Origin of the sequence: Desulforhopalus sp., assembly GCA_030247675.1 — a bacterium.
Lineage (GTDB): Bacteria > Desulfobacterota > Desulfobulbia > Desulfobulbales > Desulfocapsaceae > Desulforhopalus_A.
Window position 1 is genome coordinate 225,838 of record JAOTRX010000006.1, and the last position, 26,220, is coordinate 252,057.

The 26,220-nt window shown below is 53.3% G+C and carries 22 protein-coding genes; 7 read left to right on the forward strand and 15 right to left on the reverse strand.

The genetic code is table 11. The features are described from left to right. Positions 1–169: 169 nt before the first annotated feature. Together OEL83_14315 and OEL83_14320 are read right to left on the reverse strand one after the other, a co-directional pair. Entirely contained in the window at positions 170–805 is a 636-nt protein-coding gene (locus tag OEL83_14315; GenBank protein ID MDK9708214.1) for a glycoside hydrolase family 75 protein, read from the reverse strand. Between the two features lie 130 nt (positions 806–935). Further along, positions 936–1,535 (reverse strand): DUF2238 domain-containing protein, encoded by a 600-nt coding sequence (locus OEL83_14320; GenBank protein MDK9708215.1) that lies wholly within the window; start codon positions 1,533–1,535, stop codon positions 936–938. Between the two features lie 706 nt (positions 1,536–2,241). On the opposite strand from OEL83_14320, the gene OEL83_14325 reads away from it, so the two are divergent. The 4 genes from OEL83_14325 (at position 2,242) to OEL83_14340 (ending at position 7,103) form a co-directional block, all read left to right on the forward strand. After that, positions 2,242–2,925 (forward strand): PEP-CTERM sorting domain-containing protein, encoded by a 684-nt coding sequence (locus OEL83_14325; GenBank protein MDK9708216.1) that lies wholly within the window; start codon positions 2,242–2,244, stop codon positions 2,923–2,925. A 627-nt stretch (positions 2,926–3,552) separates the two neighbouring features. Then, positions 3,553–5,244: an FAD-binding protein gene (locus OEL83_14330; protein ID MDK9708217.1), complete on the forward strand. Its 1,692-nt coding sequence runs from the start codon at positions 3,553–3,555 to the stop codon at positions 5,242–5,244. Positions 5,245–5,316: 72 nt separating this feature from the next. Further along, entirely contained in the window at positions 5,317–5,694 is a 378-nt protein-coding gene (locus OEL83_14335; protein MDK9708218.1) for a cytochrome c3 family protein, read from the forward strand. A gap of 176 nt (positions 5,695–5,870) precedes the next feature. After that, positions 5,871–7,103 carry an OprD family porin gene (locus tag OEL83_14340; protein MDK9708219.1) on the forward strand — a complete coding sequence of 411 codons (1,233 nt, stop codon included), beginning with the start codon at positions 5,871–5,873 and terminating at the stop codon, positions 7,101–7,103. Between the two features lie 453 nt (positions 7,104–7,556). Here OEL83_14340 and OEL83_14345 read toward each other — a convergent pair whose 3' ends face one another. From OEL83_14345 to OEL83_14390, 10 genes are all read right to left on the reverse strand, one after another. Next, positions 7,557–9,506, reverse strand: a complete 1,950-nt coding sequence (locus OEL83_14345; GenBank protein MDK9708220.1) for an NAD(P)(+) transhydrogenase (Re/Si-specific) subunit beta — start codon at positions 9,504–9,506, stop codon at positions 7,557–7,559. A gap of 21 nt (positions 9,507–9,527) precedes the next feature. After that, positions 9,528–9,821: an NAD(P) transhydrogenase subunit alpha gene (locus tag OEL83_14350; GenBank protein MDK9708221.1), complete on the reverse strand. Its 294-nt coding sequence runs from the start codon at positions 9,819–9,821 to the stop codon at positions 9,528–9,530. 125 nt (positions 9,822–9,946) lie between these two features. After that, entirely contained in the window at positions 9,947–11,101 is a 1,155-nt protein-coding gene (locus OEL83_14355; protein MDK9708222.1) for an NAD(P) transhydrogenase subunit alpha, read from the reverse strand. A gap of 96 nt (positions 11,102–11,197) precedes the next feature. Further along, positions 11,198–11,629 (reverse strand): hypothetical protein, encoded by a 432-nt coding sequence (locus OEL83_14360; protein MDK9708223.1) that lies wholly within the window; start codon positions 11,627–11,629, stop codon positions 11,198–11,200. A 276-nt stretch (positions 11,630–11,905) separates the two neighbouring features. Continuing rightward, positions 11,906–13,696 (reverse strand): sigma 54-interacting transcriptional regulator, encoded by a 1,791-nt coding sequence (locus OEL83_14365; GenBank protein ID MDK9708224.1) that lies wholly within the window; start codon positions 13,694–13,696, stop codon positions 11,906–11,908. Between the two features lie 321 nt (positions 13,697–14,017). Beyond that, positions 14,018–15,043 (reverse strand): hypothetical protein, encoded by a 1,026-nt coding sequence (locus tag OEL83_14370; GenBank protein MDK9708225.1) that lies wholly within the window; start codon positions 15,041–15,043, stop codon positions 14,018–14,020. A gap of 96 nt (positions 15,044–15,139) precedes the next feature. Beyond that, positions 15,140–15,661: a Fe-S cluster protein gene (locus OEL83_14375; GenBank protein MDK9708226.1), complete on the reverse strand. Its 522-nt coding sequence runs from the start codon at positions 15,659–15,661 to the stop codon at positions 15,140–15,142. A 70-nt stretch (positions 15,662–15,731) separates the two neighbouring features. Continuing rightward, on the reverse strand, positions 15,732–17,015 hold the full coding sequence (locus tag OEL83_14380; GenBank protein MDK9708227.1) for a radical SAM/SPASM family putative metalloenzyme maturase: 1,284 nt from the start codon (positions 17,013–17,015) through the stop codon (positions 15,732–15,734). 17 nt (positions 17,016–17,032) lie between these two features. Next, positions 17,033–18,082 (reverse strand): ACR3 family arsenite efflux transporter, encoded by a 1,050-nt coding sequence (arsB, locus tag OEL83_14385; protein MDK9708228.1) that lies wholly within the window; start codon positions 18,080–18,082, stop codon positions 17,033–17,035. A 14-nt stretch (positions 18,083–18,096) separates the two neighbouring features. Then, on the reverse strand, positions 18,097–18,501 hold the full coding sequence (locus OEL83_14390) for a metalloregulator ArsR/SmtB family transcription factor (protein MDK9708229.1): 405 nt from the start codon (positions 18,499–18,501) through the stop codon (positions 18,097–18,099). A 180-nt stretch (positions 18,502–18,681) separates the two neighbouring features. Here OEL83_14390 and OEL83_14395 point away from each other — a divergent pair, with 180 nt between their 5' ends. From OEL83_14395 to OEL83_14405, 3 genes are read left to right on the forward strand one after another with little or no spacing between them, the layout of a single operon-like run. Then, a complete protein-coding gene (locus OEL83_14395) occupies positions 18,682–19,857 on the forward strand; it encodes a hypothetical protein (GenBank protein MDK9708230.1) in 1,176 nt (391 codons plus the stop codon). Between the two features lie 11 nt (positions 19,858–19,868). Beyond that, positions 19,869–21,734, forward strand: a complete 1,866-nt coding sequence (locus OEL83_14400; protein ID MDK9708231.1) for a response regulator — start codon at positions 19,869–19,871, stop codon at positions 21,732–21,734. Between the two features lie 18 nt (positions 21,735–21,752). After that, the gene (locus OEL83_14405; GenBank protein ID MDK9708232.1) at positions 21,753–22,832 is read left to right on the forward strand and encodes an SPASM domain-containing protein; all 1,080 of its coding nucleotides are present in this window, start codon (positions 21,753–21,755) and stop codon (positions 22,830–22,832) included. A 79-nt stretch (positions 22,833–22,911) separates the two neighbouring features. Here the strand turns inward: OEL83_14405 and OEL83_14410 are convergent, their stop codons facing one another. The 3 genes from OEL83_14410 to OEL83_14420 all read right to left on the reverse strand — a co-directional run bounded on the left by OEL83_14410 (position 22,912) and on the right by OEL83_14420 (position 25,943). Continuing rightward, positions 22,912–24,195 carry a TRAP transporter large permease subunit gene (locus OEL83_14410; GenBank protein ID MDK9708233.1) on the reverse strand — a complete coding sequence of 428 codons (1,284 nt, stop codon included), beginning with the start codon at positions 24,193–24,195 and terminating at the stop codon, positions 22,912–22,914. After that, positions 24,192–24,860: a TRAP transporter small permease gene (locus OEL83_14415; GenBank protein ID MDK9708234.1), complete on the reverse strand. Its 669-nt coding sequence runs from the start codon at positions 24,858–24,860 to the stop codon at positions 24,192–24,194. The genes OEL83_14410 and OEL83_14415 overlap by 4 nt, the downstream gene beginning before the upstream one ends. A gap of 78 nt (positions 24,861–24,938) precedes the next feature. Further along, on the reverse strand, positions 24,939–25,943 hold the full coding sequence (locus OEL83_14420; protein ID MDK9708235.1) for a TRAP transporter substrate-binding protein: 1,005 nt from the start codon (positions 25,941–25,943) through the stop codon (positions 24,939–24,941). Positions 25,944–26,220: the final 277 nt, after the last annotated feature.

Below are 26,220 nucleotides of genomic sequence, written 5' to 3' on the forward strand. Positions count from 1 at the left end.
ATCCTATGACGAGCATTCATACATCCTCCATTTTTTAAAGGAATTTACGAAGTGCACTGGATTCTACAGTTATTGGCGTCAAAGAAGATGGCAAGGCAATTGCCTGAAAGGTATCTCTCGGCGACACCGATTATTACGCTCTGTTGAAAAAGGTACGTGGGTCGTCGTCTTACGCAGGCTGCAGAACATAGCCCGGTGCCGCTTGGCCTGGCCACAATTCGTATAAAACTTCTGGTTCGGAGGTGCCACCGTGGCGAGGGCTTGGCGGGATGCCCAATGCCCTCGCGGCAGTAATGCTCATCTCGCCGACTTTAGAGCTGGGGCCGCGGTCTGCAACAAGGCATTCGACGCTGTTTCCGCGATAGGTTGCTCTGGCACGGCAGCCTCTGACAATTCCGGCAGTTCGTTGGACGATCAGTGGCGGAACCACGATATATGGCACAGTCTCCGCATCGACATATGCGGAGTGGTCGGTAGCTGCTTTGCCCGGGTGTCGATACCAAGTCATAGACGCAATGATCCCGCCCGGGAAGACTTTCGGTTCGTTGTCGTCATCCAGGATGACAATGTCTCGAGCCCAGGCGTGTGCGCAGACGATCTTGCCGTCAACGAGTTTCATTCCACCATTGGCGAGCGCCTCAGATCCGGAATCATCGACGCGGTAAGCTGCCTGCTCACCGTTCTGACCATTTGCGCCGTCTGCATCGATATCGGCATCGCCAACGAAATGGACTCTGCCGTCTGTGTCCTCCAGTATTTGACAGACAAACCCTTCTCCGGTAATCGAGCCTAGCAGTCTTGTCATTGCAGCCTCCAATTTAAAAAGGGTCAGAGTAAAATTAAAATAACTTTTCTTGGTAAAGCAAAAGATCCTCTGGCCATCTTTATGCGTAGGGAACGGATACGATGTCCAATATTTCCAAACAATTCACCTTTTACCTTCGCACCACCGAGCGCAGCTGCCGGTCATGCCAATTCCCAAGTAGAGTGAGCGCCGCGATCGCTCCAAGGAGGGCCAGAGCCATGTCCGACTGGGTGTCCCAGATATATCCCTGGGTACCGAGGAAGGCCTCGGCACCCTCGCCGGTAGCGGCAGCCACCCACCATTCAACAAGCTCGTAGCTGGCGGAAAAGGCAAGACAGAATGAGACGATGACGAATTTCAACCAACTCCGGCCGTTTACCACCTGTTTACGGATCAGCAGTTCCCTGGCAATCATCGCCGGGACAAAGCCCTGGGCAAAATGGCCGACCTTGTCGTAGCTATTGCGGGTGAAGCCGAAGAGTGTCTTGAAATAGTCGAAAAGAGGCACCTCCGCGTAGGTATAATGGCCGCCGACCATGAGGATGATGCAGTGGACGAGGATCAGAAAATAAACCAGCGGAGTGAGGCGGAAGGTTCGATAGGTGGCGGCCAGCACTATCACCCCGATGATGGCCGGCACGACTTCGAGAAACCAGGTAAACCGGTCCTTTGGAAAAATTCCGGACCAGATGAAGACAGCGGCGAAGATACAAATCCATAGATTTTTCATAGCAATTTTTAGTTGTAATTATTGGTGATAATTTAACCGAAGTAAAAAGTTGTGCTTTTAATGTTTCTCTGACCCCAATTACCTTTTACCCTCTCCACCAAACGTGGGATACCGTGAGCTTGGTCGCGGTTTGTCGCCGGGGTGGTGGTGGGAATCCAGCCCCGTCATCTATTTTTTCTCCATGCGCGTAGCAGTCGGTTTGTGCGTAAAACCAGCGAAGCGAAAATAAAAAGCATCTGCAGCGAAGGAAAAACTCTTATCTTGCCAAAACAGAATTGACTCCTGTTGATTAATTCAACCTCATATAATGCCCTTAAGTCAAACCTGACCCTAGCCCGACCCCATTCTCGGACCGTACCCTCTCGGCCTTCCGCTCTCGCCGAGCTGTATCAATCACCTGGGGCTGTGAAGTGGTTTGAAATATGCTTGGTGGTAATGGGAAACCTCCGCTTTCCCATTGATAAAACTTATCATGAATGTTCCCAGAATATGTCGTAATTTCCGTTTTCCCGTAACAATTTTCCGAATAAGAAAAAATAAAAAACCAGTTTTAGAAATGCTATGTTACTAAAAATCTGTAATTATTAGCAATAAAAAAACACATAAATGTAGCGATATTTGCTAGGTTTTTGCAGAGCGAAAATACATTAATATTAAAATATCTGGAGGAGGATTTTTCAAAAAAATTATTTTTAAGGGGGGCGGAATGAAAAAAAATAATCTCTCACTGCTAGTATTGGTTGTAACGATTCTCTTTATGCAAGTAACGTCAACCGTATGCTTTGCAATGTTGACATCGTACTTTGTTACAGCTGCAAAGGTGGGGCCTATTTCAACTGGTTATTTTAACGACGCCTGGCTCAATAACATTTATATAGACCCTTCTGTTACAAACTGGATCGCTTGGCATGATGCTCCAACTCCAACTGAAGTTGGTGGAGTCGAATATGTGGGAGATTATAATAACTGGCTAGGTGTTGATGATCTGTTATATGTGACAATTACTGGCCCAGCAGGAGAAAGCACTGGCCTAACACTTATGGATCGAAATAATGCATACGGTGGATATATAGGTATACAAGCAGTATTTTACGGATCCGCGGCTGATGCACCGAATGTGACTCGCGCTGTGGGTAGTACATGGCCCCCACCGATGACAATCATTGATGAAGCCGGTCTTTTTAACGCATTCTTTGATTCAGCCGGAGCAGGCCTTTACTCATTTCATTTTCAGTTTTACAACCAATACTCTGGGTCTTCTTACAATCCTGACTTTTATATCTTGATGGACACAGAATCAGCTCCAGTTCCTGAACCAACCGCAATGTTGCTCATTGGAACCGGACTAGCAGGATTGCTAGGATTACGCTTCAGAAAAAAGAAGGGATGAAATCATTCCGAACAATCCTTGTGTCACCCTCTATCTACTCACAGATAGAGGGTTTTTCGTAACATTTTAGCCCTTTCTTTTAGTCAGTTATTAAACCCTGGTCCTAGGGACCGGGTCAGAGATAATTGGCTCATCCGTAAGCCGTTGCAACAGCACTAACTGGGGTCAGCACTAACTGGGGTCAGAGACAAATTAAAATTCTTCGAATTGTCAGATCTAATTATACTTTGACCCTAATGTCCTGGCCCTAATCTCCCAGATATCGTCCCCCTTTCTGCTAGTCGATTTCTTTTCAGCTCCAGCTCTGCCGACTCCAGTTTTTGCACTACCTGCACAATTGCTCTGTTTCGGCGCCCACAGCAACACCCAGCAATCACGATATAACGTCAATAGACGAAATATCGCACATCTCCCTTTCGTTCACAAGCGATGTATATCCCCTGAAACCCCGCTATGCTTGCGTTTTTTGGTTTTTCTAAGCTGGCATGTCTTTTGCTCAAAAAGGGTAGGGAGCTTAACGGTTAAGGGCCTCATTCCATTGGAAAGGGGGTGGAATGGGACCTTGCCGAGATGATTTTCAAGAATACGAGGGATTCATTTTTTAAGTCACTACAAGGAGGGAAAAGGATGGGTAAAGACACTTCAATGGAACAAAGGGAAGTGGATCGCTATACCGAGGAGGTGCTCGAACACGGCATCTCGCGGCGCAGCTTTCTGTCACGCACCGCTATCGGTGCAGCAGGTATCGGGATGTTGGGGCTTACCGGACTTGTGGCCAAACAAGCACAAGCGGCTCCGGCGGAAGAAGCTCTTGAATTTGCCAAGAGTTCCGACGGCGGGGCAACGCTCAACTTCATGCCGAAGCCGAAACCAATTGCCGATAAGGATATCAAGACCACCTTGACCTTCGACGTGATTGTTGTCGGTGCCGGCGCCTCGGGCGTTCCGGCCGCCCTTTCCGCCGCCGAAAACGGTGCCAAGGTGGCGGTGATCCAGAAGCACCCCATGCCGGTTTCCCAGGGCAACACCGGCTCGGGCATCGATCTCGCAACGAGCGATAAGGCAGGGATTGAGGCGCTTGTCGCCAAACTGATGAACGACAACAACCACCGCTGCAACCCAGCACTGCTCAGGCAATGGGCCTACAACTCCGGTGAAGCTGTCAAGTGGGTCATCGACCGCGCCAAGCAGGGCGGCTCGCCGGTTGTCGATCAGGGGAGCGGGCCGCAGTTCGCTATCCGCAAGGTCAATGGCTACACCCTGAATTACGTCACCTCGTTCTTCGGACCAAAACCGTACACCACCGGCGACGGCATGCGCGCCCTGGCCAAGACCGCCGAGAAGGCTGGCGTTCAGTTCTTCTTCAACATGCCGGCACAGCAGCTGGTCCAGAGCAAATCCGGCGAAGTCGTCGGCGTCATTGCCAAGGGAAGGGATGGAAAATACACCAAGTTTCTTGCCAAGAAAGGGGTCATCCTGGCTACCGGTGATTACCAGAACAACGAGGCGATGTGCAACTACTTCATCCCCGATATCAAGCATTTCGGTCGGAAGATGATGGACCGCACCGGCGACGGTTTTGCCATGGCCTACTGGGCAGGCGGGGTCATCGAGCCGATCGGTCACACCAAGATGCTCCACGACTTTGATGCCGGACCGGCCTCGATGTGCGACATGCCGTTCTTGGCGGTCAATCGTCAGGGCAAGCGTTTTATCAATGAGACCGTCGAGATGTCGCTGTTCAACAACTACCTGCGCGATGCGGCCAACGCCGGCCATTATGCCCAGGTCTTCGACTCGAACTATATGACCCAGGCCGAAGGATGGCCCGGCAAACTGGTTCCGCCCGAAGGGCTGAAGAATTATATGCCCGATGACCCAAGCCCGAAAAAGGGCGTCTTCGAATCGCAAGTCAATACCCATGTGGCCGACACCCTCGAAGAACTCGCGAAAAAACTGGAGATTACCGACCCGGCAGCCTTTGTAGCCACCGTCAAACGCTACAATGAACTGGTCGCCTCCGGCAAGGACGACGACTTCGGCAAGCCCGCTAACCGGCTGGTGCCAGTCGAGAAGGCACCGTTCTACGGCATCCACCGCCGGGTTCGGGTGTCGACGATCTGCTCCGGCATGCTGGTCAACGAGAACCATCAGGCCCTCGACGCCGACGGTAAGGGCATCAAGGGTCTGTATCTGATCGGCAACCTCGGCGGCGGCTTCTACGGCGGCGTCGATTATCCGCTGACCGTTTTCGGTTTGTCGCTTGGCCGTTGTTATACCTTCGGCTATCTCGCCGGCAAGCATGTGGCGAAGTTGTAGGCTTAAAAGGCCAAGAAAGAGCTAGGGAACGGTTGCGGCCGTTCCTCCACAATATTTACGATTGGAGGAATAATGAAAAACAAAACTCTACAAAAGTTCTTGTTTTCCTTTTCATTTTTGATGTTTTTCGCAGGCGGTGTTTATGCCGCAGATCCGGCGAAAATGGAAAACAGTGCCTTAGGAAAATTGCATGCCGATCAGGGCATTGACTGTGCCCAATGTCACGAAAACGCCAAAAACCCCGAACCGGTAGCAATGGAAAAATGCCTGAGCTGCCATGGCGAGACGGCAAAACTCGCCGAGAAAACCGCTAACGTTAAACCGCACAACCCTCACGAGAATCGCCATTACGGCACGGAGGCCGATTGTAACCTGTGCCATCACCAGCACAAAAAATCGGAGAATTTCTGTCTGCCGTGTCATTCGCGGTTTGCTTTTGCAGTCCCTTGATTTGGAAGGAGGATAAGGCCGGCAGCCCACCGGAAATCTGGTCGGGCTGCTACTTGAGTACCGTGCAGATTGGCTAAATCAATGTGTCTCAAGGTACTTACACCCCACGACGAGGTATTGAAGAGAGGCTCTCTTGTGGGGGGTTGGAGAAAATCAATATCAAAGAGAGGAAGAGTATGAAATTTTTAGCAACAACAGCAATTGCCGGAGTGCTTCTCTCCAGTGTGTCTGCCCTGGCGGCGGACGATTTGAAGAGTGCTTTCTCGGAAGGCACCCTCAAGGGAGAGGTCCGAACATTCTATTATTCGAGGGATTTCGACAAACAAACACCCGATAGAGCAGATCTGGCTCTCGGCACCCTCATGTACTATCGCACCGCCCCGCTTTTTGGGCTGACCGCCGGGCTCGGTACCGCCACGGCCAGTGACATCGGTAGCGATGATGATAAGGCGGTGTATGGCCTTCTGGCCAGGGATGCCGATGGCGGCCATGACAGTTTTGCCCGGCTGCAGGAATACTTCATCCAGGGGAACTGGTTCGACACAACCATCAAACTGGGTGCCCAGGAGATTGAATCGGCCTTTCTCAATGGCCACGATATCCGCCTGCTGCCAAAAACCTACCGGGGCCTGACCGTCGAAAACAAAAGTGTTGAGAATCTCACCCTCAAGGCCTTTTACCTCACCGATTTTATGGGCTGGGCCGATGACGATTTCGTGAGAATGGCCTCCGTTGCCCAGGAAGCAGACGATGAAGCGCTGCTCGCCGGTAGTGTCCGGTATGTTTTCCCCTTTAAGGTTGTTTCCTTAGATACCGAGGCCTGGGATTATCGAATGGAGGATGTATTCAATTCGACCTATTTCAAGGCTACTGTGGGCAAGAAGTTTGACAGCTTCAATGTCAGTTTTACCCCCTCCTACCTCAAGCAGGATTCCATAGGAGATGATCTGGCCGGTGCGTTCGACACCGACCAATATGGTTTTAACACCGCTTTGAGATTTGCCGGTTTCGATGTTACCGCCTTTTATGCCAAGACCGGTGATAATGACCTGTTTGTGCCCTGGGGTGACGGAAAGGTGCTGATCCAGCAGATCAACGCTTCAGGACGGGCTGATGAAGATGCCTACGCCCTCAAACTTGGGTATGATTTTTCCACCATCGGCGCAAAGGGACTGAGCGCCTATGTCTTCCATGGCCTGTATGACACTCCCGATTCCGGGACCCATGCGGCGCCCGACATCAATGAAACCAACTTCAGCGCAACCTATGCCTTTGGCGGTAGTCTCGATGGGTTGAGTCTTCGCGCCCGCTATGCCATCGTCGATTTTGACAGCAATCAAGCCGATGATTTCGATGATTTCAGGATCTACCTCAAATACACCTTTTCCTTTGGTGGCAAGAAAAGTTGATGGGTAACATGATAGTGCAATTTGGCTATTAAAGCTGAGTTGAGCAACTTGCCTGCTTAAACGAAACTTATGCCCTTGTGGTATAAACTCTCCTCAGCCTGTCCAACCTGAACACCGGTTGGGCAGGCTTGAGGGGTGTCCTGACCTGCCTCAGCCACCATTATCTTCAGTGAAATCGTCAATAAGCAATATCTGTTCAGTTTTATAAAAAAGGACTGCCTGATTTTCTTGTATTTATGCCCAGCATTCAGGGGTGGCCCTAAGGGACCATCATCGCGGTTCAAATGATACCAAGAGGTGTAAAACCGGCTGTCATTATAGAATGCAACAATGTTCTCTTGATTTTTTTTAGACTTTCAGGTTGGCGCCTCTTTTGCGCATACGTCTGATTATCTTCAGAAATACAATGGATGAGTTCGCTGTTTCCACGGGCAATAAGCCATAAACGCAAAATCATACTGTGATTTCTTTTAGTTTTTCAAATAGATTTAAAGTGGTTTCCCTGGCATCACCAAGAAGCAGTATGGCCTTGCGGTTGTTGTACAGTTGATTAGGCACGCCCGAGTAGCCAGGATTTGTATCAAAGTTACAGACGATCACCTGCCTGGCATCCTGGGCATGCAGAATGGGCATCCCGGAGATAGGCGTGCCTTCACTTTCAATAGCTGCCGGGTTAACGACGTCACAGGCACCTATGACTATCGCTACATCGGTTTCACCGAACAGCTGATTAGCATCTTCCATCTCCAGCAGATTTTCATAATCAACATCCGCCTCAGCCAGCAGTACGTTCATATGGCCCGGCATCCTGCCGGCAACCGGATGGATGGCGTATTTGACACTCGCCCCCCTCTGTTCGAGCAGCGCCGCCAACTCCACCAGCTTGAACTGTGCCTTGGCAAGGGCCATACCATAGCCAGGGATGATAACCACGCTTCTTGCCGCGGCCAGTGCCGCCACTGCCTTCGATGTGGTATGGGATGCGGGGAGTGGTGTCTGAGCAGGTGTCTCTTCAACCAGGGACTGCTGCAGGAGCTGGATAGTTTCTTTGGCATCACCCTCTAAAAAGATGGTGTTTTCCTGACCGTACAAGGGGTTATCGACACCTGAATAGCCGGGTAGCCGATCGAAATTGCAGCAGATCACCTTTTTTGCCTCGTGGGCCATGAGAATGGGCATGCCCGAGATTGGGGTCCCTTCGACTTCGATGGCCGCCGGGTTGACCACATCGCAGGCACCGACGACGATAACCAGATCGGTTAGATGAAAGTCCGGGTTGATGACATCCATTTCCACGAGCATATCATAGTCGATGCCGGCCTCCGCCAGCAGCACATTCATATGTCCGGGCATGCGGCCGGCTACCGGATGGATGGCGTATTTGACATCCTTGCCCATCGCCGTCAAATCCTCGGCAAGGGTTGCGACCTCCTGTTGCGCCTTGGCCAGGGCCATACCGTAGCCCGGGACAATGATGATCTTCCCCGCCGTTCGTATGGCCGCTACTGCCCGGGGGAAAAGATCTGTGGTGTCAGTGGGAACTGTCTCGGCCTTTGGTGGCTGTACGGTAATAGCTGTTGTTTTGGCGATGGTCTGCTCTGGTTTGTAGTCCGGAAAAATAATCTTGCCTATTTTGCGGTTCATCGCCTTGCACATGACATAGGTAAGAATCGAGCCGGAGGCGGCGACGGTTGCCCCGAAGGCGATCAGCAACTGGTTTTCGATCACCATACCGCAGAGGGAAGCAGCCAATCCTGCGGTTGCATTGAGCGATGAAATGAGCACAGGCATGTCGGCTCCACCAATACGAATTGCCAAAAGGATTCCAAAACAGATGCCAAGTACAATCTCCAAAACGAAAAAATAGGGGGCTATCCCACCTGGTATCAAGAGAGAGAGGGTACCGACAATCACCAGAGCGGCGATATTGAAGATCACCAAAAGATTGTGGCGCGTGACCACCTGGGGGGACTGGACCATTTTACCCGCGAGTTTAGCACTGGCGATCATGCTGCCGCTGAACGTCAGGGAGCCGATGGCCAGACCGAGTACTCCAGAGATTTCGCTTACCAGGCTGAGGGCAGGGGTTGCCCTGGAAAGCTCCACCAGGGAGACTAAAAAAGCGGCAATACCTCCTGCTCCGTGCTGAAAGGCTACCATGGCCGGAACCTGGATCATGCTGACGGCCCGGGCCAGGGCAATGCCGGCTATTGCTCCCACGGTAAGCGCGAGGACAACGGTACCGATGTCGACGATGCCATGCCGGTAAAGAACGAGAATAATGGCCAGGAACAGCGCTAAGGCAGCAGTCAGATTTCCGTGTTTCGCCCTGAGAGGTTCACGGAATTGCCAGATACCAACTATAAGAAGAGCGATTACAATAAAATCGATGAGCAGTGTCATTGCAGGGGGTCTCTGGGTTGATCATTCAGGAAGTCTTCGTTTGCCTTTGAAGAGCTTCAGCATTCTGTCAGTAATGGCAAAGCCGCCGACCACATTGAAAGTTGCGGTCGTTATGGCGATGGCACCGAGAATTTTTTCCATGGCTGTGGTCGGCACGGAAAAAAGGATGAGCGCCGCCAGAATGGTTATGGCGGAGATAGCGTTGGTCATAGACATCAGTGGCGTATGCAGCAAAGGGGGAACCCGTGAAATAAGGGCGTAGCCAATGGCAAACGAAGCGATAAAAACCCCGGCCATCAAAAGCAGATTAAACATGGACATGTCTCCAGGTTATCAATGTCATACGGGAACAGCACGCGGGTGCTGGCAGCTACATTTCGTCTCTGCCGGCATCCGTTTTTTTCTTGCCATCCCGAGCCGTCACCCATTGTCGATGGAACTCACTTCATGGCCTTCAGGGTACCTTCATGGACGATCTTCGACTGATGGGTAACAAGGGAGCTTTTGACGATTTCGTCATCAAAATCGAGGCTGTCCTTGCCCTTTTTAAAGAGATTTTCGACATAGTAATACAGGTTGTTGGCATACAGCCAACTTGCATGGACCGCCATCCGTCCGGGGATATTCTGGATGCCGCAGATATGGACTCCATGTTTTTCGATGAATTTACCGGGAACGGTGACGTCACAGTTCCCCCCCTGATCGATGGATACATCAATGATGACGGATCCGGGCTTCATGGCGGCGACCATCCTGTCGGTAATGAGGATGGGCGCCACTTCGCCAGGCACCAGGGCACTGAGAATGACCACATCGATATCCGCCAGGTGGCTGGAAATGAGCGCCCGTTCTTTTTCCAGCCACCCCTCATCAAGGGACTTTGCATACCCGCCACTGCCTGCTGCCAGTTCTTGAGGGATATCGAAAGCAATGACCTTGCCTCCCAGGCTGTCTGCTTCAACCGCGGCATTTTTTCGAATATCGAGAGTTTTGACAACACCACCCAACCGCTTGGCGGTGGCGATTGCCTGCAGGCCAACGACACCGATACCGATGACCAGGAAATTTGCCGGTTTGATCGTGCCGATGGCGGTTCCAATCATCGGAATGAATTTCGGCAGCTGGTTGGCGGCCATTATGACTGATTTATACCCGGTAACCGCACTCATCGAGGATAGGGCGTCCATTCTTTGCGCGCGAGAAATCCGGGGGATGCCGTCCATGGTCAGGGCGGTGATATTTTTCTGCTGGAGATCCCTGACCATCTGATGGCTGCCGGGGGCCGCGGGATGGAGAAAGGTGATTAAGATGCTGTCTTTCTTCAGCATTTCCACTTCATGTTTGTTCATTTTTTCGTTGAAAACAGGCTGTTTAACCTTCAGGACCACATCGGCCTCGGCAAGCATTTTTTCCAGATCGGCGGCAATGGCCGCCCCGGCATTCCTGTAGTCATTGTCCATGATCAAGACCCCTTCGCCGGCCCCTGCTTCAACCACCACGCTGAAACCGAGGGCGATATATTTTTTTACGGTCTCGGGGGTAGCCGCCACCCGTTTTTCTTCGGATAAGATTTCTTTTGGTATTGCAATCAACATGGTTAACCTCACTGGTAAGCCTGTTGCCAGGCAAGGAAAGTACGCTTAGCGGCGCAGCTGCGCTATGGCTGGAATATCGAGGAGCAGCCAGCCACTTCAAACAATACGAAATCTTTCCCGCACCACTGAGTAAAGCTTCCGCAGTGCCGGTTCGAATATGGGTGGTTGCTGGCTTCCGAGCAGGTCTTCCACTGTTCGGACAATCTCTGCCTTTATTTCCGTATTGAAGTCATTGGCGCTGTTTTTCAGGAATTCCATCATGGTCTCACAGGCAAGAATACGCACCTCGTAGTACAGGTTTTCATCGGCGCTTATATTCATCACCTGCCGGATCAGATCGTCATCAGGACGGCTGATCTTACCGATTCTATTCAGCGTTTCTTCGCGCAACTTCCAGTTGTCCCGGTAGCGAAGTATCCTGGTCAGGCCAGGTTGGCATTCCTGCAGGTTGCCATCATCGGCAAGTTTGTAGATAAGCTCCAATACCGGTCCCCAGTCTTTCAGATTGCCAAATGGATCAGGTTGCATTTTTTCTCCTTGCTGTTGAGAGGAATAAACAGGACGAGCTGTACTGCCTTATCCTGAAAAAGTTTTCGTATTTTCTCTTGAGCAAAGGCAATGCCAGATTGGAAGTATTAGATATCTTGCCGATATAATGTAGTATTTTTAGAAGGGAATCGTCGCCGGGACGAGTACCGGTCGGGCGGAATCGCCCGCACCGGTTGGAGGGTATTAGGGTAATAGCTTAGAATTTTAGTGTTTTATTAAAACGGGCTAATTCGCCCGCAGGGGCGATATTGACACCTAGGGGAGGGGGTTCTTGCGAGAAAGGGCCCTTCGAGAAATACCCAACAGGTCTGCAGCCTTTGTCCGGTTGCCTTTTGCCTGCTGTAACGCTTGGGCGATGAGCGAACTTTCAAGACGTTGCACAGCCAGACGAAGATTAAACTGCATTTCCTTCGGGGCTTGGTCATGCAGAGGGTCGGCCGAGAGGAACTCGAGCCGTCCAATGGTCAAATAGCGCTGGAGGACATTGCGTAACTCACGGACATTACCCGGCCAATCGTATTCCAGGAGCAGATCCATAATGTGGCCCGGGATCTTCTCTAACCGGGAAGAGGGTGACATCTTCTGGACAAAATGATCGACCAGCAGGGGGATATCCTGCTTGCGCTGGCGCAGCGGTGGTAAGCGAATCTGGATGACCTGGAGGCGATAAAAGAAATCATTGCGCATCTGCCCGCTACTGACTTTCTCGCTCAGGGGGACATTGGATGCTGAGATGATACGAAAATCCGATTTTCTTGTCTCGGTGCCCCCCACCGGCCGGTAAACACCGCCTTCAATGGCCCGGAGGAGTTTGGCCTGCATATTGACGGTGAGTTCACTTATCTCATCAAGGAACAGGGTGCCGTGGTCGGCCATATCCAGATAACCAAAAGAGTCTGTATGGGCGCTGGAGAAAGCACCTTTCCGATGGCCGAAAAACTCTCGCTCAAACAGAGATTCCGGGATGGCACCGCAGTTTACCGCGACAAAGCGTTTGTTGTTTCGAGGGCTGTGTTCATGGATGGCCTGGGCCACCAGCTCTTTGCCGGAGCCCGATTCGCCGAAGATGGCCACGCTAGCATCGGTGACAGCCGCTTTCATGATCAGCTCGTAGACCTCCTGCATAATCGGTGAACGCCCGAGAATATTGCCAAAGCGATAGCGTTCTTTCAATGAGGCGCGCAATACCCGGTTTTCATCGTGCAACTGAGCGGCCATGCTTTGTGCGGCAACCTGTTGCTCTTTGATTTCAGTCACATCTTTGAAAGTAGACAAAAGCGCCGGCCGGCCTTTAAAGCTTATTGGGCTGTGGCAGACATGAATCCACAGGCTTTTACCAAGCCGGGAAAAGCAGTGCACGCGATCAACCGTGCCTTCCAAATTGCTGTCGGTGCCGATATAGCCCGTGTACATCTGCCTAATCTCTTTGGCATCACCAGTGCCAGGACTGTGTACCGGAGTGTTACTCAGGTCACTGGCGGAAGAGATGTTGAACATCCTGCAAAATGCCGGATTAACATAATAAAAACAAGAATCCTGGACTAATACGACCCCGTCGGTGACCTGTTCGGTGAGGATCCGGTAGCGTTCCTCACTTTCTTTTATGGCTTCCCCGGAAGCCTTCAGATACAAAATTTTGCTTAAGTGTTCGCTGATTGCCTGCAGCAGGTGGGACTCTTCTTCAAGAAACAAGCTGCTTTCATCCGAAGATACCGCCTCTGTATAGCAGACATCGAGGTCGCCGACATGTTTGTTATTGAGAATGATCGGTGTATTCCTGCACCAGCGGGTGTGCTTGAAATTGGCGGAAACGTACTCGCGGCCGTCGAGCCGGATGCAGGCACAGGCCAGTTCCGGGAATTGCAGGGCAGCAGGAATGAGTTCAACAGCGCGAGCCAGAATCCAGTTTATATCAGCATCTTGATTTTCGAAGAGATTGGAAATGGAATACAGGCAGTTGAGCTCCTTGACCCTTTCAGCAAGGGCGTTCGGAGCGACAGAGAAGGGCAAGGGTTTACCGGCAGTTATGGTATGTAAAGGCTTCATGTATCATCCATCCGGTGATTAACTCCCTGCCAAAAAATGAAGCCCCCTATTCGGCAGCTCCTGTCAGTATGCTTTAACGAATTAAAGATATGCAGAATAGTACAATGTTTAAAATTTAATTGCAGCCATAAGTCGCTGAATATGGAGGTGATCTTGTCACTTCGAAGATCTGAATATTCGACCACCGCGTCGATTTGAGCTTATTGCCATGAATAGCAATACCCTCTCCACTCTCTTCATCCAAAGCCGGTTATCGACTACCGTAAGCGGTGAAAGAGGGCTATGTGCCATTGTCGATGTTGCTGTCGTGCCTGTCGCACCTCAAATCTTTGCCTGCACACCCTGCCAGTCACCTCTGACCATTTCCGCGATTTTCTTTGCCCGCTCGCTAAAGAGCTGGATCGCCTGCCAATCCGGTTCCTGGCACACCTTCTGCATCAGCAGGCTATCGCCGTTTGCAAAACAGGGCAGCACCCCGCCGAGGAAGTAGCCCTGTCGGCGTAAGGTATCGGCCGCCGCAGCGGCATATGGCGAGGCAAGCGGCAACCAGATTTGCCAGACCACGATGCCTTTTTCCCGCGCCTGGTGTTCTAACCGGCTGGTATACGGCTGAAAATCCGCTCCGATTGCGGTCATTCTGATCCGTGCGACCTCTGCCAGTTCAAAAAGAGTCATGCTCCCCTGGCTGTTCCCCGCCGACGGAAACTTGTTCTCCGGCGGCGCAAAGGTCCGCTGCAGACAGAGGCCGGCGTAGAGAAAATCGAGTTCATCCTGGTACACCGGCGGCAGAAAGACGGTCTGCGCTTTGGCCCTGTGTTTGAAATAGCCGAGCAGGACGGAAACACGGCGGGCCTCGCCTCCTCCCACGCCATAGGCAGCTGCGCGCATGAGACCTACCTCCAGTCCGGATTCCTTGAAGTTGAGCTGCAGGCACATTTTCTGTAAGTGGGTATGGTTGGTCACCGGCTCCCCGATAATTCCTTCAATGGTAAAGCGTTTGCCGGTCTGGACGATGGTGTGTTCAAAGAGGCGGGGGAAAATGGCCTGGCCGCGGAAGGTCGACAGCACCGCTCCGGCGGCATTTTCATAGAGGTGCGACGCCGGGTCGAGGAGAACCAGGGCGTTATGACCGACAACTTCACCGGCAGCGGTGCGGGCCACGCAGGAGATGAGACGGCCCGAGGCATTCTCCGTTATTATCTGCTCCGAGTGGTAATATGTCGCAATAGGGTAGCCTTCTCCGTAGACTTGACGAAAAAGCCGGGTAATTCCCGGTGCGTCTTCGTTACGGAAGAAATCTATAGAGATCTCCTGACGCCCTGTCTCTGAAACCGGTGATTCGCTCATTGCTCCCTCCCGTCGCCAGTGCTGTTACCTGCTGTCGGTCTAGCCTTTATTCTGCCTCTTCTTCGCGCAGCTGTCCAGGTATCCCCAATGGTCAAATCAGTCGAAGTGAAACTGCGAGAGATAGCTCGCCAGGGCCTCCTTCTTCTCGCCGACGAGCTGTGGGCAGTTGGTGTGGTCCTTCACCCCTTCCATCACCCGGACGGCAAAGACCATACAGGTCGGCTCGCCGCACTCCTGGCAGTTGGTCTTTGGCAGCAACTTCAGAATTTCAATGAGAAGCGGTTGTTTGGCACCTTCATAACTTGGTACGATCTGCCCACGATTCTCCCAGGCGCTGTTGATCTCGCGCTGCAGCCAGGCAACGATCTTTTCCGCCTGCTCCTCGTCCTGAAGGGCATTGACGGCAATTTTCCGGGCATGGATGGTGATGAGTTTGCCGGAACTTTTCAGGGTCAGCGACGGTGGCTCCCTGGTGTAGGCAAAGCCGCCGAGAACGGTGTTCAAATACGGCAGAACCGCCGCCACATCGTCCTTGAGGTGGGCGTAACAGTGCAGGGTTTGCGCCCCGGCATTACATTTTGATCGGAAGATTTCCAGGGTATAGCCAGTCAGAAGCATGAATCCTCCTCCTTTCTAGCCGGCACGAAGTCCGGCAAAGGTGATGGCGCAAATCCCTTGCCGGCATCACCTAGAGACAGCGAATGCCGCCAAGGCTCCACAGGCAATGGCCGCAGGGCACGCTGCTACCGTAACAGTCATTGGCATACTGGTTGTCGTTGATGAGGGGCGAGCACGGTCCGAGAGAACAGCCCCAGCAGGAGGCGTAGTCGTCGGCATTGGCCTCCTCCCGGAATTTGTGGTATTCGGCACCTTGCCAGATCTCGGCAAGAGACTGCTGATACAAATTGCCGAAGACCCGTTCCTGCACGGGGATATCCTCACCGCGCACCCGGCAGGCGTAGGTATGCCATAAAAAATGGCAGGGCATGACGTCGCCGCTGCCGGAGATAAAGGTGGCGTTTTCACTGACAAAAGGGCATGACCGCGGGCTCTCTGCCTGCAAGGGCGGCAAAAACAGCTGTATATTTGCGGTTTGGGCGATGGTTTTTGTAGTTTGGAAGAGATCTTCGATCATCGGCAGGTCAGGATCGACATGCTCCAGCAGACCCTTCAGGTTCAAATGGACATCGCGTTTTTCCGCCACCCGGCGCATCTCGGCCACCAGCTGCAGCATGGCATGGTCTGTTGGGGTTTTTGCAAGGCTCAAATAGGTGGCGAGATAGCTCGCAAGATCCATCCCCATCTCAGCCGCCATCCTGTTGTAGGTGTTGAAGATCTCGACGGCCTCCCGGTAATGTGGGTTAAAGAGGCCCGCCTGCTCGTTCGCCCCGCCATAAGGGAAGAGATGGGTGGCGATGATGTAATCAACCCCATTTGCCGCGGCCCAGCGCACTACGTCCGGCAGTTCACCGATGGTATTCCTGGCGAGAACCATTTCCAGACCGATGGTGAAGTCATTGCCCGTGCTCAGTCTCGCCCTGTCAAGGGCGGCAACGGCCCTGGCAACCACTGGGAAGGCATGGCCCATTTCGCTGCTCTCCAAACCCTGGGTGCTGAGATTGTCGACGGAAAGGCAGATGGTGCTGAGTCCGGCGTCCAGTAGACCCTTTGCCCGTGGTTGATCGAGGAGGAAGCCGTTGCTTTGCAGGCCGATCCTCGCGTCCTTTGTCATTTTCGTCCGGGCGAGCCTGATGATCTGCTCGAGTTGCGGATGGAGAAGCGACTCGCCAATACCGTTGAGAATAAGGGTATGGGCGTGGGGCAGGGCCGGAGCCAGGCGTCGAAAGAGATCAAGATCCATGTCTTTTTCTTCTATGCAGCTGCCGGTGGCGTATTTGACGCACATCGGGCACTGGAGATTACAGCGGGTCGTCAGTTCGGCGTAGATTTTTTGCGGGTAACGATCAGTCATAATTCAGGGGAAGGTTTTTATTGCACTGCGGCACTTCGCGGAAACCAGTGCCGGGTGCGGTTACAGAACGAGCAGACGGTCAGCATGACCGGCACCTCGACCAGGACCCCCACGACGCAGACCAGGGCCGCCCCTGATTCGGGACCGAAAAGGGTGATGGCCACCGCCACCGCCAGCTCAAAGAAGTTACTGGCGCCGATCAGGGCCCCCGGCGCGGCGACATTGTAGGGCAATTTCAGCCATTTCATCAGACCGTAGGCAAGCGATGAGTTGAAATACACCTGGATGGTGATCGGTATGGCGATAAGCAGGACATGAAACAACCGGCCGGTGATGTTGTCGGCCTGAAAGGCAAAGATCAGCACCAGGGTGGCCAGCAGGGCGGAGATTGCCAGCGGATGGAGGGTCTGCAGAAACTTTTCGTTGAACCACTGGCTGCCCTTGGCCCGCAACAGCCACATCCGGGTGATGATGCCCGCGGTCAGCGGGATGACGATAAAGACCACCACCGAGGTGAAGAGGACGCTGAAGGGGACTATCAGATTCGAGGCTCCGGCCACCAGGTATTTGACGATCGGTGCAAAAAGGACCAGCATCAGCAGGTCGTTGACCGAGACCTGCACCAGGGTGTAACCGGGATCGCCGTCGGTCAGATAACTCCAGACGAAGACCATGGCGGTACAGGGGGCCGCCGCCAGGATGATGCTGCCGGCGATATACTGGTCGGCCTCGTCCGGGCTGATCCACGGGCTGAAGATCAGGCGAAAGAAGATATAGCCGAACAGGGCCATGCTGAAGGGTTTGACGATCCAGTTGACAAAGAGGGTAACGAACAGGCCTTTGGGATTTTTACCGACATTGATCACCGAGGAAAAATCGACCTTCAGCATCATCGGATAGATCATCAGCCAGATCAGCACGGCGATGGGGATATTGATCTGCGAGCCCTGGCCGAACTCAAGTCCGCGCAGGGAGGCAACGGCGTTTGGGATGACCTTGCCAAGACCTATGCCGACAGCCATGCAGATCGCCACCCAGACCGTCAGATATTTATCAAAAAAACTCATCTTCTTTTCCACAATCAGCTCCTCTTCCTCTTTAGCATATTCGTCTTATTGCCTTTTTTCACTCTTGCCTGCTTCTGTTGCCGGCAGAAATCGGTGGTATCGCAGGAAAGAATTTCCGCAAGTTTAAGCCTGTCGGCCGTGATTTGTGTTGTGCCCGCAACTGCCCTTTTCAGCCAGTCGCTGATCTCGGCCGGGAAGGAACCGGCCAGCCGGTAATACACCCAGCGACCTGCCTTGCGGCTTTGCACGAGGCGGGCCTTGTGGAGGATACTCATGTGTCTGGAGACGGTGGCCATGGTGATCTCCAGGAGCTCGGTGATCTGGCAGACACAGAGTTCGTCCCGGTCGGTCAGGGCGGCGATGATACGCATGCGGTTGCCGTCCGCCAGGGCCTTGGCGATATCGAGTGCAGTTTGCATATGGTGGACCTTATGATTGTATACTTATCTAATTGACGAATAATGGTATCGACCGTTCTCTTTCATGTCAAGTTTTTGATAATATTGACCTTGCAAAAATATTGAGTGAAAGCTACCCTCCAATACTACCAGGTTAGCGGAAAAGACCGGTAAATCTCCTGCAGGCAAAGAGGAAATTCGATGAAAAGGCCGTCGCGTTCTGTGATGTTTAGTTTCATTTTATGGCTGCTTTTTTCCTGGCACCAGGCCTTCGCTGTCGAGGAAAAAGTACCCGGACCCTGTCTCAATAAGGGGAAAAAATGGCGGATCGGCTATTACGAGGGGGGGCCGTGGCAGCACTACCGGGAAAGCCTGAAGGTAACTGTCAAAGGACTGATGGAACGAGGCTGGATCGATAAACAGCCACTCCCCGAGGTATCCCTTTCCGACCAGCCGTCTACATTGTACCTTTGGCAGTCGCTGTCCACTTCTCTGAAAAGTCAATACATCGAATTTGTCAGTGATGCCTTCTGGACTTCGGATTGGGAAGAGAGCAAGCGCCCGGCAGTTCGGGAAGACTGCATTCGCCGTCTGCAGGATGGCTACGTTGACCTCATCTTTGCCATGGGCACAAGAGGGGGCAAGGATATCGCTAACGACCGCCATGCGGTGCCCACCATGGTCATGTCGACGACCGATGCAGTGCAGTCGGGAATTATTAAAAGTGCTGAAGATTCCGGCCTCGATCACGTCCACGCCCGGTGCGATCCGACACGCCACCACCGCCAGATCCGTTTGTTTCACGACATCTTTCAATTTAAGACGATTGGCGCGGTCTATGATGAAAATGATCCGGACAGTCGGGTATTGGCCCACCTCGATAAACTGGAGCAGGTCGGCAAAGAACGCGGTTTTACCGTAATAGCCTGTTCAGCCCGGGATTCCATTGTCTCTTTGCACGAGGCGGTGGCTGGGTTTCGGAGGTGTGTCAGCCGCCTGGCCCCGCAGGTTGGCGCCTTTTATCTGGCCGATATGCAAGGCACCGAGGCGGATTTTCTCTGGGAAACCCTTCAGCCCCTTATCGAACATAAGGTGCCCACCTGGTCGGCGAGGGGGAGCATGCTGGTGCAGCGCGGCGCCCTGCTTAGTGTCGCCAGGGAGAATTTTGAGTATCTGGCACCGTTTTATTCGGAGGTTATCGCAAGAATTTTCAATGGCGCCAAACCACGGGCCATTCCGCAGATCATTAAAGAAAAACTGCGCCTGGCCATCAATCTGGAAACCGCCAAACGCATCGGTTATGAAATTCCTCCAAATGTCTTGAAGGTGGCAGATATCGTCTACGACCGCGTCGAGATTCCCGTTGCCGATCCATAAGGGGACAGTGCATGGCTGACAAAAAATGGTTCGAAACCCTCTCCATACCGCAAGGGCAAAGGTGTCGTTTGAGCGGCCAAGCTGCTCAAACCAGCTTTATCATGGGGGTTGCCATGTTTTTTGGGATCCTGTTCTGGGTGCTTGACAGCTATTTCGAATACACCTTCTTCCATGAGAATCTCAGCTTTCTGCTGCTCGAAGGGCCGGAGAGCTTAATGGATTCAATGCTTTTCAAGGTACCTCTACACTCGCTGTTTGTCCGGGGGTCGTTTCTGGTCGCCGCTCTTCTCGGCGGGATGATGACGGCGGTCTTTCTTCACAGCAAGACGAAAAGTGACACCGCCTTGCGAGTCAGCGAGGGAAGATACCGGAATATCTTTGAAACCGCCCGGGATGCCATCGTTGTTTGCACTTCGGAAGCCGGTGGGTTGGTTGATGTCAACCGCTTTGCCTGCGAACTTTACGGCTACAACCGGGAGGAGATGCTGGCAATGAATTTCCGGGATCTGGTCGCCGATCCTGACAAACACATCGTCACTTCCAAGGGTATTGAGAACTGGATTCCCCTGCAATATCACCGTAAAAAAAGCAATGAGGTCTTTCCGGCCGAGGTGTCCGTCAGTACCAATACCTGGCACCAACTTGATGTCTGCACCGTTGTTATCCGCGATATCTCGGAGAGAACCAGGGCGGAAAACGAAAAGCAGCTCCTCGAAGCGCAGCTGCATCGAGCACAAAAAATGGAGGCATTGGGCACACTCGCGGGAGGGGTGGCACACGACCTGAACAATATTCTCTCGGCTCTAGTCGGCTACCCGGATCTGTTGTTGATGGATCTTCCCGAGGAAAGCCCGCTGCGCAAGCCGATCATGACCATCAAGAAATCCGGGCAAAAGGCGGCGGAGATTGTCCAGGATCTTTTGACTCTGGCCAGAAGAGGCGTAACCATCACCCAGGTCGTCAACCTCAATACGGTGGTCAATGAATATTTCCAAAGCCTCGAATTCAGCAGATTAAAATCGCTCTATCCGGAAATTTCCTTTGAGGTAAGCCTTGATGCCGGCTTGTTCAATATCCTCGGTTCATCCGTGCACCTGTCGAAGGCGATCATGAACCTGGTGGCAAACGCCATGGAGGCGATTGCCGGTTGTGGTAAGATTACCATTTCGACCACCAACACCTATGTTGACATGCCGTTCAGGGGCTATGAGGATGTCCGGGAAGGGGACTATGTGCGGTTTCATATTACCGATACCGGATCGGGCATCTCGGCAGTCGATCTGCCGCGGATTTTCGAACCTTTTTATACCAAAAAAGTCATGGGTAAAAGCGGTACCGGCCTTGGAATGGCAGTTATCTGGGGTACGGTCAAGGATCACAACGGCTATATCGACCTGCGAAGCATAGCGGGAAAAGGAACTGCCGTTGATCTGTATTTCCCAATCTGCAGGGAGAAACCCGGTGAGCAAAAGGAGGTCCTTACGTCTACCGTTTCTGGAGGAGCGGAGACGATTCTGGTGGTCGATGACATCGAAGAACAGCGGGAGATCATTAGCCACATGCTGACACATCTTGGCTATCGAGTGACCTGCGTTGCTGGTGGTAAAGAAGCTCTCGCCTATCTGCAGGAGCACTCAGCTGATCTGTTGATCCTCGATATGATCATGGACCCGGGGATCGATGGTCTGACGACCTATCAGCTTGTAAAGCAGCACAAACCCAAGCAAAAGGCTATCATTTCCAGCGGCTTCTCCGAGACCAGCAGAGTGCGGGAGGCCCTGCAACTTGGCGCAGGGGTCTATCTGAAGAAACCCTATGTCATGGAGGATTTGGCAAAAGCGGTGCGGATGGAACTGGACAAAGAACCCGTATTGTAGGCATCTGGCAGCATCAAAATGGAAAAGAAAACTCCCCTTACTGAGCTTGCCAGGCGGCGCGGCGCACGGCACGGGTTTTGGGCAAAGATGGGCGATCGGCTATTCGGCGGGAGGCGGCAGTTTGATTGCCTGCAGGTGGAGGTCAGCTCGCGTTGTCTGGGGCGATGCAGCTATTGCCCGCACACCGTACTGTTTACACGGTGGCAGGGGCGCGACATGGACATGGATACCTTTGGCCGTCTCTGGCCGTTGATGAGTCGCTCCGTCCGGGTGCACCTCCAGGGCTGGGGTGAACCTTTTCTCAATCGCAATTTTTTCGCCATGGCCGACATGGCGCGGACGGCCGGGTGTAAGGTATCCACCACCACCTGTGGTCTTGGCATGGACCAGGACCGGGCAGAGAAGGTTGTCGCAAGCGGCATGGATATCGTGGCGTTTTCATTGGTGGGCACCGATGCCGCCAGCAATGCCCCACGCCACGGCGTCGATTTTGACAAGGTCTGCCAGGGCATTGAAACCCTCAAGGAGGTGCGTCAGCGGCGCAAAGCGGCGTATCCGGAGATTCATATCGCCTATCTCCTCCTTGCCTCCAAGGCTGAGGCGGTGGCCGGACTGCCAACACTTATGCGGCGCCTGGGAGTCAGCCAGGCGGTGGTTTCAACCCTTGATTATCTCCCCGAACCAGGGCTTCAGGACGAGGCCTTTTCCCTTCAAGACAGGGCAAAAACCGATAAAACAGCGGCCCTTCTCGGTGCGACGGCTAAAGAGGCGCAGCGCCTTGGTCTGGGTTTTCATTATCAGTTTCCTGTTGCCAAGTCTTCCATCAACGGCTGTAGCGAGAATATTAGCCGGTCGGTAGTTGTTTCCGCCGACGGGTCGGTGGCCCCTTGCGTCTTTCTTAATGTATCGACGGCGACCGCCGGTCGGGAATCCCGGATCTTTGGCAACGTCCATCTCAAGGCCCCACTGGCAATATGGGAAGGTGCCGAATACCGCCACTTCCGCAATCGCCTGATCCAGGGCGATCCTGATGTTCCCTGCCGGTCCTGCCGGAAGCGCTTTGTCACGGATGGGGGGCTAGAGGATTCCAACGAGTAGAACGAAAAACGTCCACCTGCCCAGGAGATCTGAAAGGCAGGTGGACGTGTTCAGTACATCGAAACGAGAAACCGAGCAGCTACATCATGCCGAGTGTCTTGGGTAACCAGATCGACAACATCGGCCAGTAGGTGACGATGCCGAGGAAAGTCAGCATAGTCAGGAGCCACGGCCAGACGGCGACGGTCAGTTCGGTAATACCCATCTTGGTGAGCCCCGAGGCGACATAGAGGTTCAAACCAACGGGCGGATGACACATGCCGACCTCCATGTTGACGACCATGAGGATGCCGAGATGCACCGGGTCGACGCCCAGTTTGACCGCCACCGGAAAGACGATGGGGGCGAAGATCAGCATGATCGACGACGGCTCCATGAAATTGCCGGCCATAAGCAGGAGGACGTTGACGGCAAGGAGGAAGGCGATATGGCCAAGGCCCATATCCAGCAGCCAGTTGGTCAGCTCCTGGGGGATATTCTCGTTGGCGAGGATAAAGGAGAACATGACAGCGTTGGTGATGATATAGAGCAGCATCGCCGACATGTTGGCCGAGTTAAGGAGGACCTTCGGCACACCTTTCAGGCTCATGTCCTTATAGATGAATACCGCAACAAAGAAGGAGTACACGGCACTCATCGCCGCGGCCTCCGTCGGAGTGAATACCCCGCTATAGATACCACCCATAACGACGATGATCAGCATCAGGCCCCAGACCGACTCGCGGAAGGTCCGCCAACGCTCACCCCACGATGCCTTGGGCTGCCGGGGGTAGTTGAATTTGCGGGCCCGGTACCAGGTCGTGCCGCCGAGCATGGAGGCCATAACGATACCCGGAATAACGCCGGCCATGAACAGGGCGCCCACCGAGGTGTTGGTGGCGATGGAGTACATAACCATGACGATGGACGGCGGGATGAGAATCCCCAGCGCCCCCGAGGTGGCGATAACGCCGGCCCCGAACTTCATCGGGAACCCGGCCTTGACCATGCCCGGAATGAGGATGGCGCCGATGGCGACAACGGTTGCCGGCGAAGAGCCGGATACGGCGGCAAAGAGGGCGCAGGCAAGAACGCCGGAAAGGGCCAGGCCGCCATGCCAGTGACCGACCATGGAGGTGGCGAAATTGATCATCCGCCGGGCGACGCCGCCGTGGGTGAGAAAGTTACCGGCCAGGATAAAGAAGGGGATGGCCATAATCTCAAACTTCTCAATCCCGGAAAAGAGCTTCAGGGCCACCGATTCAAGCGGCACCTGGGTCATGGTAAAGAGGAAGGTCAGAACCGTCAAACCAAGGGAGATGGAGATCGGCATGCCGGTCAGCATCAGGGCCAGCAGAATTCCAAAGATGACTATTGAACTCATTGTTTATCCTCCTTGCGGGCCTGATCATCTTTAAGGACTTCCCGTACCACAATCCGCTCAGTCAGTGATTCAACGGCATCGGCATCGACACCGTCGACATGGCTGTGATCGTGGTGGGGGAGCTCATGGGTCTTCAGGAAATTGACCATAACCTGGAGAAAACGGAAACACATGAGGGTGGAGCCGAAGGGTACGGCGCTGTAAACCAGCCAGGTAGGCCATTCGAGATCGGGGGTGGTTGGGCCCTCGGGCAGGACACCGGTATCCAGGCCAAGCAGGGAGAACACCGCATGGTGCATGCCGTTTTCCCAGATGAAGCGGTAGCCGAGAACGCCGACGATTGCCGTAAAGGTGGCGCCGGACAGCAGGCCGAAGACGATAAATTTGTTGCGCAATTTCGGTTGCATCTGATTGATCAGCACATCAACCCCGACATGGATGCCGGTGCGCACGCCGTAGGCGGCACCGAACTTGGCCATCCAGACGAACATGATAATGCACAGTTCCTGGGCCCAGCCAAAATTCATGCCGAGCAGCACATCCTGCACGACAGGAATCGGCAGGCCGGCCAAATAACGATGGACGACCGCCGCAAAGATGATTGCCACCGCCCCCGCCATAAGGAAGGAAATAAATATTTCCTCAAGATGATTAAGAATTTTCATTACTGCCGTAGCCTCCCCGGAAGAGAACGGGGTGGCAGGTAAAGGCCCGCCACCCCTGATTCTTCCCAGCTTTAAGAACTATTTCTTGAAACCGACCGCCTGGTAAACCGCATCAATGGTCTCTTTACCGATCCGGTCGGCCATCTTGTCGTGTACCGATACCATGGCCGCTTTGAAGGCGGCGCGCTGGGCATCGTTCAGGACAGTGACCTCGGTCTTGCCGGAGGCCTTGACCGCTGCCAGATCCTCATCATTTTTCGCCTTGGCGATGTTGTTGGCGTAGTCGGTGGATTCCTTCATGGCGGTTTCCAGCTGGCCACGGACATCGGCCGGCAGCTCTTCCCAGAATTTCTTGTTGACGATGACCGCATAGCCCAGGTAGCCGTGGTCGGTAATGGTCAGGAACTTTTGTACCTCATGCATCTTCTGGGTGTAGAAATTGGAGATCGGGTTCTCGGTACCGTCGACAACGCCGGTCTGCAGGGCTTGATATACCTCGGAGAACGGCATTACCTGGGGAATGGACTTGATGGCCTGCATCTGGGCCTCAAGGACCTTGGACGATTGGATGCGCAGTTTTTTGCCTTTCAGATCTTCCGGGGTTTTGATCGGGGTATTGGCGGAAAACGACTTGAAGCCGTTGTCCCAGTAAGCAAGACCTTTTATCCCTTTGGGTTCGAGTTTGGCGAGAAGGCTCTGGCCAACCGGGCCCTTGGTGATTTTATGCAGATCGTCGTAGTTATTGAAAATAAAGGGCAGGTCGAAGACCTCGAACTCCTTGGCGCCCAGAGGGCCGAACTTGGCAAGCGACGGGGCGAGCATCTGCACGGCACCGAGCTGCAGCGCCTCCATTTCTTCCTTATCCTTATAGAGTTGGCTGTTCGGATAGACCTCGATCTTTACCTTGCCCTGGGTCAGCTCTTCCGCCCGTTTCTTGAAGAACTCGGCCGCCTGGCCCTTCGGGGTGTCAACCGCTACAACATGGCTGAACTTGATGGAGATCGGTTCGGCAAACACCGGGGTGGCTAAAAGAGCCGTTGAAATCGTCAAGATCCCCAATGCCTTTGTCATTGTCTGAAACATGTTTTTCCTCCGTTATAAGTTGGATTGAAAATGTCGCCCTGCTCATGGGTGCAGGGTCCTTTCGGTTGCACCGGCACGGTGCCAATAGCTCCTTCACCAGCATGCCGGGGAGTATACCAAGAGAACGGTCAATGACGAAGCGAAATATAAATCGGTGAAGAATCCTGTCAGAGCAGATGATTGGCTTGGCGGGAGCTGTCATTGGCCGTCATCAACGATTTAATCAGCAAACACGTGGCGGCTGGTGTTACTTTCGCGTAACATTGTTTTGGGGATG

Bases quoted from the DNA above. Each gene is read 5' to 3' on its own strand.
- OEL83_14340 (MDK9708219.1), top strand. From the start codon at position 5,871: ATGAAATTTTTAGCAACAACAGCAATTGCCGGAGTGCTTCTCTCCAGT.
- OEL83_14420 (MDK9708235.1), bottom strand. From the start codon at position 25,943: ATGTTTCAGACAATGACAAAGGCATTGGGGATCTTGACGATTTCAACG.
- OEL83_14355 (MDK9708222.1), bottom strand. From the start codon at position 11,101: ATGTTGATTGCAATACCAAAAGAAATCTTATCCGAAGAAAAACGGGTG.
- OEL83_14345 (MDK9708220.1), bottom strand. From the start codon at position 9,506: ATGACACTGCTCATCGATTTTATTGTAATCGCTCTTCTTATAGTTGGT.
- OEL83_14330 (MDK9708217.1), top strand. From the start codon at position 3,553: ATGGGTAAAGACACTTCAATGGAACAAAGGGAAGTGGATCGCTATACC.
- OEL83_14320 (MDK9708215.1), bottom strand. From the start codon at position 1,535: ATGAAAAATCTATGGATTTGTATCTTCGCCGCTGTCTTCATCTGGTCC.
- OEL83_14405 (MDK9708232.1), top strand. From the start codon at position 21,753: ATGGAAAAGAAAACTCCCCTTACTGAGCTTGCCAGGCGGCGCGGCGCA.
- OEL83_14380 (MDK9708227.1), bottom strand. From the start codon at position 17,015: ATGACTGATCGTTACCCGCAAAAAATCTACGCCGAACTGACGACCCGC.
- OEL83_14360 (MDK9708223.1), bottom strand. From the start codon at position 11,629: ATGCAACCTGATCCATTTGGCAATCTGAAAGACTGGGGACCGGTATTG.
- OEL83_14375 (MDK9708226.1), bottom strand. From the start codon at position 15,661: ATGCTTCTGACTGGCTATACCCTGGAAATCTTCCGATCAAAATGTAAT.
- OEL83_14400 (MDK9708231.1), top strand. From the start codon at position 19,869: ATGGCTGACAAAAAATGGTTCGAAACCCTCTCCATACCGCAAGGGCAA.
- OEL83_14365 (MDK9708224.1), bottom strand. From the start codon at position 13,696: ATGAAGCCTTTACATACCATAACTGCCGGTAAACCCTTGCCCTTCTCT.
- OEL83_14335 (MDK9708218.1), top strand. From the start codon at position 5,317: ATGAAAAACAAAACTCTACAAAAGTTCTTGTTTTCCTTTTCATTTTTG.
- OEL83_14315 (MDK9708214.1), bottom strand. From the start codon at position 805: ATGACAAGACTGCTAGGCTCGATTACCGGAGAAGGGTTTGTCTGTCAA.
- OEL83_14395 (MDK9708230.1), top strand. From the start codon at position 18,682: ATGAAAAGGCCGTCGCGTTCTGTGATGTTTAGTTTCATTTTATGGCTG.
- OEL83_14410 (MDK9708233.1), bottom strand. From the start codon at position 24,195: ATGAGTTCAATAGTCATCTTTGGAATTCTGCTGGCCCTGATGCTGACC.
- arsB (MDK9708228.1), bottom strand. From the start codon at position 18,082: ATGAGTTTTTTTGATAAATATCTGACGGTCTGGGTGGCGATCTGCATG.
- OEL83_14370 (MDK9708225.1), bottom strand. From the start codon at position 15,043: ATGAGCGAATCACCGGTTTCAGAGACAGGGCGTCAGGAGATCTCTATA.
- OEL83_14325 (MDK9708216.1), top strand. From the start codon at position 2,242: ATGAAAAAAAATAATCTCTCACTGCTAGTATTGGTTGTAACGATTCTC.
- OEL83_14390 (MDK9708229.1), bottom strand. From the start codon at position 18,501: ATGCAAACTGCACTCGATATCGCCAAGGCCCTGGCGGACGGCAACCGC.
- OEL83_14415 (MDK9708234.1), bottom strand. From the start codon at position 24,860: ATGAAAATTCTTAATCATCTTGAGGAAATATTTATTTCCTTCCTTATG.
- OEL83_14350 (MDK9708221.1), bottom strand. From the start codon at position 9,821: ATGTTTAATCTGCTTTTGATGGCCGGGGTTTTTATCGCTTCGTTTGCC.